This is a genomic window from Bradyrhizobium sp. P2_E8 (assembly GCF_056403875.1).
On the sequence record NZ_JBFUES010000395.1, the window covers coordinates 1 to 9724 of the forward strand.

The 9724-nt window shown below is 65.3% G+C and carries 5 protein-coding genes; 3 read left to right on the top strand and 2 right to left on the bottom strand.

The window, feature by feature from the left end:
• Nucleotides 1-2282, bottom strand: a 2282-nt coding sequence (locus AC1D00_RS21455) for a hybrid sensor histidine kinase/response regulator (protein WP_477012043.1), incomplete at its 3' end; no start/stop codon positions are given.
• A complete protein-coding gene (locus AC1D00_RS21460) occupies nucleotides 2279-3304 on the bottom strand; it encodes an ABC transporter substrate-binding protein (protein WP_477012044.1) in 1026 nt (341 codons plus the stop codon). The genes AC1D00_RS21455 and AC1D00_RS21460, both read right to left, overlap by 4 nt.
• A gap of 294 nt (nucleotides 3305-3598) precedes the next feature.
• Between AC1D00_RS21460 and AC1D00_RS21465 the strand changes: the two genes are divergently transcribed.
• The 3 genes from AC1D00_RS21465 to AC1D00_RS21475 form a co-directional block, all read left to right on the top strand.
• Nucleotides 3599-4345 carry a hypothetical protein gene (locus tag AC1D00_RS21465; protein WP_404554513.1) on the top strand — a complete coding sequence of 249 codons (747 nt, stop codon included), beginning with the start codon at nucleotides 3599-3601 and terminating at the stop codon, nucleotides 4343-4345.
• A gap of 248 nt (nucleotides 4346-4593) precedes the next feature.
• On the top strand, nucleotides 4594-7584 hold the full coding sequence (locus tag AC1D00_RS21470; RefSeq protein ID WP_477012045.1) for a leukotoxin LktA family filamentous adhesin: 2991 nt from the start codon (nucleotides 4594-4596) through the stop codon (nucleotides 7582-7584).
• Between the two features lie 1012 nt (nucleotides 7585-8596).
• A partial coding sequence (locus AC1D00_RS21475; protein WP_477012046.1) for a hypothetical protein occupies nucleotides 8597-9724 on the top strand: 1128 nt, incomplete at its 3' end.

The window sequence follows — 9724 nt, forward strand, 5'->3', positions numbered from 1 at the left end:
GCCTCGCGCAGCGCATTGATCAGGATTGGCTTGCTGACGACCTTGGCGATCCCGGAGCCCGCGAGCCGCTCGCGGGCGCTGCCCGACACGTCGGCCGTCACGGCGATGATGCGCGGCATCCTCGGCAGACCGAGCTTGCCGATCTGCGACGCCGCCTCCACGCCGTCCATGTCGGGCATGTGCAGGTCCATCAGGATGACGTCGAACACTTGATCGCGGGCGAACTCTATGGCCGACGCGCCGTTCCTGGCGATCGTGGGGCGATGGCCGAGCCRGTTCAGGATCGCTTCGCCGACCTCGCAATTGACGGGATCGTCGTCGACCAGCAGCACGCTGAGCCGCCGCGACGGCGGCAGGACCGTACCTTGCGCGATACCGCTCGCGGCGCGGCCAAGCGGCACCTGTAGCGTGAACGTGCTGCCCGCGCCCGGCGTGCTCTCCACCGTCAGCTCGCCGTGCATCAGGCGCGCCAGCCGCCGCGCGATCGCAAGGCCGAGGCCGGTGCCGCCGAACCGCCGCGCGATGCTGTCGTCCGCCTGGACGAAATCCTCGAAGATCCGCTCATGCATGTCGGGCGGGATGCCGATCCCGGTATCGCGAATCGTGATGCGCAGCAGGACGTGATCGTCGTTCTGCTCGGCGACCGCCTTCAAGCCGATCCCGCCGCGCGGGGTGAACTTGATGGCATTGCCGATCAAATTGAGCAGGATGCGATTGAGCCTGACAGGATCGCCGTGCACGGAGGTGTTGACCGTCGCATCGCTGGCAACGTCGAACGTCAGTCCCTTGTCGAAGGCCTGCGGGCGCATCAGATCGGCGGCGGCCTCGATGAGCTGGCCGAGACGGAAGTCGCGTGTCTCCAGCGTTTCGGCGCTGGCTTCCAGGCGGGCATATTCCAGGATCGCATCGACCAGCGCGATCAGCGTTTCGCTCGATGCGGCGGCAGTGGCGAGGTGGCGGCGCTGCGCTTCGCCGAGGCTGCCGTCGTCCAGCAGCTGCAGCACGCCCATGACGCCGTTCAGCGGCGTGCGCAGCTCGTGGCTGACGACGGCGAGGAAGCGCGACTTGGTCTCGTTGGCCCGGACGGCAATGTTGCGCGCACGCTCGGCCGCGTCATGCTCGGCGAGGGCGTGGTCGCGCGCCTTCTCGAGCTCGGAGGTTCGCTCGATGACCTTGCGCTCGAGCGTCGCGTAGGATTCGCGCAAATGCGCGGCCATCCGGTTGAACTGGTCACCGAGCGCCTCCAGCTCGTCGCCGGTCTTGATCGCGAGCCGCAGGCCGAGATCGCCGCTGCCGATCCGGCGCGCGCCCTGCGTCAGGATCTGGATCGGCACGGTCATGCGCCGGCTGAGAAAGAGCGAGACCAGCACCGCGCAGGCGAGCAGAACGACGAGGAGAAACGTCGAGCGGCCGATCGACGCGTAGATCGGCGCATAGGCTTCGGTCAGCGGAAGCTCGACGAACACCACCCAGCCGAGCGAGGGCACCGTCGCATAGGTCGACAGCACGCGTTGACCGGACAGATCTTCCTTGACCAGGCCGCCTGACGGTGGCCCGACGCCATCGAGCGCGGCGCGAACGTCGGCATGTCTCGAAAGATCGCTGCGGCGTAGCGCCGGCCACAGATCGGGATGTGCGATCAGCAACCCCATGCGGTCGACCACATAGGCCTTGCCGGTATTGCCGACCCTGATCCCCGCGACGAGGTCCCAGATGAAGCGCAGATTGACCTCGGCGACGATCACATTGGGACCGCGGCCGACGCCGCGCGCGGCGATCGTCATGAACGGCTCGGTGTCGCCGAAGAAGTACACCGGCCCGTAATAGGTCCGGCTTTCGTTGGCGCCACGGAAGGCGGGCGAAGCGGAGAGGTCGATCTTGCTGCCGATCCTGTCCGCGACGCGGCGCGACACGCGCACCTGCTCGCGGCCTTGCGCGTCGAGCTCGGCGATTTCCGCGATCGCGGGCGAGAGGCGCAGGAGGCGGATCGCGTTCAGGCGCTCGTCCTCGTTCGTCGACAGCTCCGGGGGCAGGCGGGAGAGCCATCTGATCTGGTTCTCGATCTGGCCGATGAACTGGCCGATCTGAATCGCCGCCGACGCTGCCTGCTCGCGCTGGGTTGACGCGAGGAGCTGCTTCTGCTCGCGATAGGAGAACCAGACGTCGAAGCCAGTGTTGATGGCGAGCGCGGCAAAGGCGAGAGCGACGATCGAGTAGAGATATTTGCGGAACAGCCGGCCGGGAGGCGTCCGCAAATGTCCCTGGTCGATCGTCTCGTTCACTCGCGGATCTCGTCGGCGCGTGCGAGCAGCGTGAATGGTATGGTCAAGCCGAGCGTGCGGGCAACTGTGCGGTTGATCAGCAACTCGTATTTTCGCGGCGATTGCACCGGCAGATCGCCGGCCTTGGTGCCGCGCAGGATGAGATCGACATAGTCGGCCGAACGGACTTCCAGCGTCGGCCCGTAGCTCATCAGCCCGCCTGCATCCATGAAATAGTGGAAGGGATAGATCGTCGGTACGCGATACTTGGCGGCTGCCGCGACGATCGCCTGCCGGTTGACCACCAGAAAGCTGTCGACGAGGGCGATCATTGCCGCCTTGGGCGGTTCAGAGAAGCGGCTGACGGCTTCGTCGATCTCCGTTGGGGCGCCGACGGGGGCGGGGGCAACGGACACTCCCGATGTCGCAGCTTCTTGCTCGATCGAATCGAGAAAGAAGCGCCCCGCACGAGGTGTGGTCGCCGGGTTGAACAGGACACCGACGCGGGTAACATCCGGCACTGCCTCCCGGACGAGCTGAAGCCATTTGCCGCCCATCTCGGCGGTGCTGCTGGTAAAGCCGGTGACGTTGCCACCGGGGTGCGCAAGGCTTTCGACGAAGCCGTTGCCGACAGGATCGTTGGCGGTCGCGAAGACGATCGGAATGGTCTTGGTGGCTGCAAGGACCGCTGCGGTTTCGATCGTCGACCCCGTCAGGATCACATCCGGCTTGAGCTCCAGCAGCTCCTGAATCGCCGCCTTCAGTTTGTCCGATGGGCCGAAGGTCGAACGGAGTTCGAGGCGGAAGTTGACGCCTTCGACCCAGCCTCGCTGCCTGAGCCCGACGATGAGACCACCCAGGCGCGAGGTCGGGGTGTCGATCATGCTCCTTCTGGTCAGTTCGTCGTCGAGCGACAATGCCGTCAGCGAAGCGACGACTCGCATGCGATCAGGTGTTGCGCCGAGCGCGAGCCATCCCGCAGCGGTTGCGCTCGCAAGGCGAATGAACCCGCGGCGATCGACCGCGAAAGGCCGTTCGTTCATGAAATTCTTTGCATGATGCTTGCCCCAAGGCGGATGCTTAGCGCGAACGGCCGGCAACCACAATTGATGAAAAAATGCGCTTGTGAATGTTCATTCGCAGCGTTTGGCAACCCGATACCGTATTCCTACGCCGCTGAGGAGTCGCTGTTTCGAGCCTTGTCTGCTCCGTGATGTTTTGTAACGCCTTGTGGCATTGCAACATTTTCCGTCTCGGGTGCGACGGTGGTTCGGAGAAGCCGATTTCGTGACTGCCGATTTTTGAAGCGTTCTTTCAAGTTGTTTCGAAGGTTTTCGATGCGCAAAATCTATCTCGTTCCGGCCCTCGTCGGTCTTCTCACCTCCGTTGCTGCGGGTCCGTTGGCGGCCCAGGGCGCCGTTCCAAAGCAGAAGGCCGCGCAGGCTCCGAAGGCTGCCGCGGCTGGGGCTGCTCCGGCAGCCGGCGCTCCGGCGGCGGCCACGACCGAGGCGCCGAGCGCCGGCGCGGATGACAAGGTCAAGGCGATCGACGGCTTCCGCTCCGCCAAGTTCGGCATGAGCGAAGCCGACGTGCGCGCGGCGATGATCAAGGACTTCAACGCCAAGCCCGACGCCATCAAGGCGCAGGACAACGCGTCCGAGCTGACGCACAGCATCCTCATGTCGGTTCCAGAGCTGCTGCCGAACGGCGGGACCGCCGAGCTCTCCTACGTGTTCGGCTACAAGTCCAAATCGCTGATCCAGGTCGGCGCCGTCTGGTCGAAGGGGACCGACGCGGCGATGACGGCGGAGAAGCTGTTCTCCAACGCCAATATCCTGCGTGCCCATTTCATGGGCGAAGGCTTCAAGCCTGATTCCATCGCGGTCAACATGCCTGTTGCCGGCGGCATCGTGATGTTCCGCGGCAGCGACGCCAAGGACCGCTCGGTGATCCTGCTGCTCCAGGGCACGTTCGAGAACAAGGAGAACAACCAGCGTGTGCTGACGCCGACCAGCCTCCTGCTGTTCTACGTGGCCGACGCCAAGAGCCCCGACATCTTCAAGCTTCCGCCCGGCCAGTTCTGATGCCGGACGCTTCCACGACATTCTCCCACCCGGTTGTGGATCGGCGCCAATGCCGATGACGAGGATATGAAATGCGCGGACCATCTGCGACGCGAAATAATGACGAGCTGACGCTGCGGGGGCTTGCGCGCTTCCGTTCGATGTCGCTGCTCTGCGCGATGCAGATGGTCTTTCTGCCGGTGTTCAGCGTCCGCCTTCAGGCGCAGACGGCGAACGTCATCGTTCCGGATGGCCGCACCGGGACCTCCTTGCACACCTCCGGCAGCGTCACCAACGTCACGACGTCGACGGTGTCCGGCAACAACGCCTTCAACTCGTTCTCGCAGTTCAGCGTCGGGCAGGGCAACACCGTCAACCTGCAGCTGCCCGCCGGCACGCAAAACCTCGTCAACATCGTTCGCGACGCGCCGGTCTACGTCAACGGCACGCTGAACTCCTATATGAACGGCGCGATCGGCGGTAACGTCTACTTCGCCGATCCCAAGGGGTTCGTGGTCGGCCGTTCCGGCACGGTGAACGTCGGCAGTCTCAACGTCTCGACGCCGACGCGCGAGTTCACCGACAGTCTGATCGGCGCGGGCGGGGTGATCAACCAGTCGGCGGTCGGCAACCTCATGGCGGGCTCGTTCCCGGTCTCGCCGGACGGCAACATCCGAATCTACGGCCGGGTCAATGCCCAGGACGGCGTGCGGCTGACCGGGCAGAATGTCTATGTCGGTGGCGCGACTCAGCGCGATATAGCCAATCTCGATCACGCCGCGAAATTTGCGGCCTCCGTCAACTCCAAGGGCCTGCGCAGCGCCAGCGCGATCACCGTCAGCAACGGCTCGATCCATATCGGCGCGGTCAACAACGCCAGGGTGAACGGACGCCTGACGGCGCAGAGCAAGACTGCGACGCCGAGCAACATTACCGTCGATGCGGGCAAGAACATCGAAATTGGCAAGAACGCCAGGCTCAGCGCCGCGAGCAAGACAGGCGACGCCGGCGACATCCGCCTCAAGGCCACCGAGAACCTGACCGTGGCGGGCGGGGCCAAGTTCGACGCCAGCGCGAAGACCGGCAATGCAGGTCTCGTCGAGTTCAGCGCGAACGGCATCATCGACGTCGGCAACGGTGTCAGCATCAACCTGGCCGCGCCGAACGGCAAGGCGGGCACGCTGCTGATGGACCCGACCGACGTGGTGGTCGGCGATGCGAGCCAGGGTGACACCGGCGTGACGCTGTCGAACACCTCGATCGCGAACACCATCAGTGGAATCACCGGTGGCTCCAGCGCCACCTACCTGATCCAGGCGAGCAATTCGATCACCCTGGCGGCACACGCAGTGGTCGATACCCGCCATCTCGACGCCAACGGTCATTCGACGGGCAGTGCCAATCACATCACTATCGACGCGCCGAACATCGACATCAAGAATGGTGCGCAGATCCTGGCCCAGGCGGTCAATTTCGGTGGAACCACCTATTCCGACGGCAATGTCACGCTGACGGCGACGGCGAGCGACATCAAGCTGTCCGGCCAGGCCACCGCCGCGACGTCGATCACGGTCGACGGCAAGATTGCCGGCGGCATCGTCTCGATCACCGCAACCTCGACGGCCGTGTCGAGTTTCCTGAACGGTTCTGTGGCCGGTGATTTCGCGCTTGTCGGCTCGACGCTTGCCGCCTCGCTGCTCGGGCTCAATGGCGGCTATGTCGCGGCAAGCGCCACGGCGGCCATCAACATCAACAGCCATGCCGACATCAACGGCCACGGCGATGTCACCATTTCCGCGCATGCCACAGAGACCGCGTCGGATCCGGCGGTCGCATCCACCTTGCTCGGCAGCCTCACGCCGGTCGCGGCCGGTGTGGTCGTCGGCAAGATCGACGGCACTGCCACGACCAACGTGGCCTCGGGCGCGACGGTCAACGCCGGCGGCAACCTCGAGATCAAGGCGCTCAACGATGCGACCATCGCCATCGCGGCCCTCGCGGCGTCGACCAGCGCGCAAATCGTCCCGACGGTGGCCTATTCCACGGGATCGGTGACGACGACCGCCAACGTCGCGACCGGCGCGCATCTTGCTGCCGGCACGGTGAACACGAGCGGCAGCACCCTGAAGGTGCGCCGGCCTGCCGGCGCTGATCGCGGCGATCGAACGAGGACTGCGCGCCGTCACCTCGCCGACGTCGATCATCAGGGACCATATGGGCTCGCTGATGCCGTTGAGCTTCGATTTCAAGGTCGCAGGCGCGCTGTCGCTGGCCAACAGCACCCAGAGCGCGACCGCTGCGATCGCGCAGAATCCGAGCGGCGGCGCGCCGAGCATCTATGCCAGCGGCAACGTTGCCGTTGCCAGCAATGTCATCGATCGCGGCGTTCGCAGCAATGCGACGTCCAGCGCGATCACGAAGGATCCGGTGTCCGGCGAGAGCACCGCGATCAGCGCGGCCGTCGCCTGGGGCAATTTCACCCACAACTCGAACGCTTATGTCGGCAACGGAACGCTGATCAACGCGGCGAACATCGCCGTCGACGCGACCACCGAGCTGCCGATCACCAACACCTGGCTGAAGTGGGACGGGCTGGGAGCGGTGCTGAGCCATCTCAACGGCAATCTCGGCGTCGGCGGCAACATCCTGACCAGCTACGCCAATGCCACGGCCGACGCCGGCGACACGATCGGCATCGCCGGTTCGCTGAACCATTTCGTCGTGAACAACAACACGACGGCGTGGGTGGCCGGCAGCGCCAGCCTGACCGCGACCTGCACGACCGCGACATGCGGCAGCAGCTGGTCGGTCGGGATGGACAATGGCGACGTCCATACCTACAACGCCAGCATCCAAATCGCGGCCACCACGACCACGGCGTCGATCGACGCCGCCGGCAATGTCGGCACGCTCGGCTTCCTGTTCGGCAACACCTCGGGCGGCTCCTCCGTCGGCGGCGCGCTCAATCTCGTCCAGTTCAACACCAATACCATCGCCGGCGTTTCGGACCGCGCGACGCTGCGTGCGGCGGACGACATCGCCGTCAACGCGATCACTTCCGACCGGTTCGTCGCTGTCGCACCGTCGTCGGGCAAGGCTGCCGGCACGCTGGCGCTGAATGGCATCACTTCGCTCGGTTTCCTGAACAACACGACGCATGCGTCGATATCGAGCCAGGCCACCGTCTATGCACCGACCGTCGGCATCCTAGCGCAGCAGGATCTGTCGGTCGTGACGCTGTCCGGCGCGATGAGCTATAACGGGAGCGGCGGTTCGGCGGTCGGCTTGTCGGTCGCCTATCTCGGCGCCAATACCGACACCTCCGCCTATGTCGGCGACAACCATTCCGACATCCGGCCCGGCGTGTTCAGCTCCAACGATCCTTTTGCCGGCACTGGCGGTGGAAGCGGATCGGTCAATGTCGACAATCTCACGATCAGCGCGACCACCTCCGGGCGCATCACCGCGGCCGCCGTCGCGGCATCAGTCTCCGATCCGGCGTCGTCGAGCTTCTCCGACAAGGCGGGGGCCGCCGGGGCGGCCTCGACCGGCGGGACCGCCGGCGTCGGGACGGCTGCGAGCAAGATCGGTTCGACTTCTGGATCGAGCACCAGCGGTTTCAGCCTCGATCTCGCCGGAAGCTCGTCGGTAAGCGACGTCTCGCTCGGCACCAGCGCCTATATCAAGAATACGACGGTCAACAAGTACACCACGACCAGCGCCGTTCTGACCAATACGATCGTTCAGGCGCTCAACGACACCATGCTCAACAATGGTTCCGGATCTGCGGCGCTCAATCTGGCCGGAGGGTCTGCCCAGGGGGCTGCGATCGGCGGCGCGATCGCGGCGGCGATGTCCAACAACGCGACGCTCGCCTACATCTACGGCACCACCGTGAACAACCAGAGTTCGGTGACGGTGCAGGCGCTCAATGGCGGCTCGGAGACCGTCGTCGCCATCGGCGTGGCGGGATCGAAATCCAATGCGGCGGCGCTGTCGGCCTCGGTCGGCATCATCACGGACAGCGCCAACGCCTATATCGAGAGTTCGACGATCACGGGCCAGTCCAGCGGGGTCAACCGCGCGCTCGAGGTCGACGCCTACCAGACCACGAACATCGCGATCGGCGGCGGYTCGCTCTATATCACTGGTGGACAAGCCGGCGTCGGCATCGGACTGACCTATGCGTCGATCGCCGATCCCACGGGCGGGAACGCGACCGACGCGCACATCCGTAGCACCTCGATCTCGAACTATGACACGCTGCTGGTCATGGCCGACAGCGCCAGCGTGATCGCGGCCGGCGCGGCCTCGGGCGGGGCAGGGTCCAACGGGCTTGCCGGCGCGATCGTCGTCAGCGAGATCTCGCCCACCACAACCGCCTACATCAACAGCGGCGCAACGGTGAACATCAACGTTGGACGCGTGACGGTGCTGGCAGACAGCGGCGCGGTGTCGGCGCTGGACACCGCGCTCGGCAACCTCGTCAAGAAGTCGAACAACAATCATCTCGCCGAGGACACCTGCACGGTCGCCGGCGGCACGGGCGGGCAGAACTGCATCGACTTCGGCGCGGCTGCACTCAGCGGGGGCGCGGGCAACGGTCCGGGGGCCAGCATCATCTCCGTTGCGGGCCTCATCCAGGCCGGCAAGAACAATGTCGGCGCCTCGATCGTCTACGACACGATCGCAACGACGCATTCGGCTTATATCGCCAACGTGCTGCTGACGGCGGGTGTCAACGGCAATGTCAGCGTGAGTGCGGTCGATTCCTCGAAGATCCAGTCGGTCACCATCGGCTTCGGTCTGGCGACCGGACAGTTTGCGGGGGTCGGCGGCACGACGATCAGCAGCATCGCAAATACTGTTTCGGCGGCCATCGGCAACAACCTGTCCAGCGCGTCGCAATCGGCCATCACGGCCAAAAATATTTCCGTCTCCGCGACCGACAATTCCAGCATCACCGGAACCGCCGCCGTCGCGGGCGCCTCGACGCAAGGCAGCGCCGCGGGCCTGGCGCTCGTCTACAGCAGCATCGCCAACAATGTCAGCGCCGGCGTCACCGGCTCCAAGCTGACCGCATCGGGCAACGTTGCCGTCGGTGCGAACTCGAACGCCAGCATCTCGACGGTCGCCGTCGGTATCGCGATGTCCTCGCAGGTCGGGCTGGCCGGCTCGGTCGCCACCAATCTGATGGGGACCAACGTCACCGCCAGCATCACCGCCGCCGGCACCAACGGTGTCAACGGCGCCGACGTCACCGCCACCAACAACGTCGCCGTGATCGCCGGCAACAACGACAAGGCGGGCGTGTTCGCCGGTGCCGTGTCGATCAGCAAGGGGGCGGCCGGCGGTGCGGGGTCGCTGGTCACCAACCGGATCACCGGGACCACCGCGGCC

Excerpts from the sequence above, each read along its gene's own strand:
- AC1D00_RS21460 (WP_477012044.1), bottom strand. The coding sequence starts at position 3,304 with ATGAACGAACGGCCTTTCGCGGTCGATCGCCGCGGGTTCATTCGCCTT.
- AC1D00_RS21465 (WP_404554513.1), top strand. The coding sequence starts at position 3,599 with ATGCGCAAAATCTATCTCGTTCCGGCCCTCGTCGGTCTTCTCACCTCC.